This is a genomic window from Arthrobacter sp. Y3225116 (assembly GCF_059091245.1).
Map to the genome: position 1 here is coordinate 1 of NZ_JBNHGL010000417.1, position 1,432 is coordinate 1,432.

Below are 1,432 nucleotides of genomic sequence, written 5' to 3' on the forward strand. Positions count from 1 at the left end.
GGAGGGCGACTTCGCCGCCTACGGCGAAGCCCAGGAGCGGCTCCAGGCGGCGCTGCAGGACGCCATCGACGCCGAGGCAGCGATCTCCGGCGCCGCCCCCGAAGGCGGAGCGGACGGGGCAACGGAGCAGCCTTCCCCGGAGGCGACCGAGGGCAACTGACCGATTTGCTTCCCTACCCCGCGGCCGGTAATGTATTCACTGCGCCGCGGGGTGGAGCAGTTCGGTAGCTCGCTGGGCTCATAACCCAGAGGTCAGAGGTTCAAATCCTCTCCCCGCAACCAAGAGCAGGGCCCCGTCCGATGTCATATCGGGCGGGGCTTTTGCGTGCCCGAAGCCGCAAGCCGGACCCGCTGTGCCCGGGGCGGCAAGCCCGGGGCCGCAAGCCCGGGTGCCGCAAGCCAGGCAGGGTAGTGCCCGAGGCCACAACCCCGCCCGGTAGAATAGTTTCACCCGTCCCCGATTTTCCCTCGGAAAGATCGTTGTTGTCCCATGCTGGAATCAGTGAGCAGCTACGCCCTGGCCGCCGGAGTGGCAGCCCTGTTCAACCCCTGCAGCCTGCTCCTGCTACCGGCGTGGCTCCTGATGGCCGCCGGCAACAGCTGGCACAGCACGGCCGCTGACGCCGTGCGCCGGTCCGCCGCGACGGCGCTTGTCTTGACCGGCGGCTACACGACGTCGTTCTCGTTGGCACTGCTGGCGGCAGGTGATCCGGCGACCCATGCCGAAACCCTGGCCTACATTTCGGCCGGGACCGGGATGCTGTTGGTCCTGCTCGCGTCCTTCCTGGTGGCCGGCGGGCGGGTCCGGCTGTTGCAGGCAGCGGCGGCCGGAGGCGGATCATTCGTCCGGCTCGGCGCGATGGCTGTTGCCGGTGCGGTGATCGGGCTGGCCTCGCTCGCGCCGCAGCTGCCGGAATTGCTGGCCGCGGCCGGGGAACAGGGCGGCGCGGAAGCCCCTGTCGCCGGCATGGCCGCCTACGTCCTGGGCCTGCTCGCCGCTTTCGGCCTGCTGTGCGCCGCCGCATCCTCGGTCGGGGCCGCCGCCGGCCGACGATGGCCCGAAGCCTGGACCGTGCTGGAAAAGGCCCAGGGCTACCTGCTGCTGCTCGCCGGGCTCGGCACCGCCTACTACGCCTTCTTCGCCGTCCGGAATGCCGCGGGGCACGAGGTCGAGGACCGGCTGATCGATGCCGCGCACGGGGCCCACGGGTTGCTCACTGAGGTGCTGCACGCCGTCCCCGCCTGGTTGGTTCCAGCCGCCTACCTTGCACTGATCGGCGGGCTCCTGCTGCGCAGGCGGCGTCCCGGGCCCCAGGAACCTGACGCCGGGCACGACAGGGCCGCCACCCCTGCTCCGGCGGCCCCTGCTCCGGCCCCGGCGCCCGCCGCACAGCCGGCTCCGGCGGCGTCGCGCGCGGGAGCCCGCCGTCGT

1 protein-coding gene and 1 tRNA gene are annotated in these 1,432 nt (G+C 71.9%); both read left to right on the forward strand.

Features of this window, described 5'->3' with window-relative positions:
* The first annotated feature begins 205 nt into the window (after positions 1-205).
* Positions 206-282: transfer RNA gene (locus tag AC5RV2_RS17935), tRNA-Met, on the forward strand.
* Between the two features lie 208 nt (positions 283-490).
* On the forward strand, positions 491-1,432 hold a 942-nt coding region (locus tag AC5RV2_RS17940; protein ID WP_494093453.1), incomplete at its 3' end, for a hypothetical protein.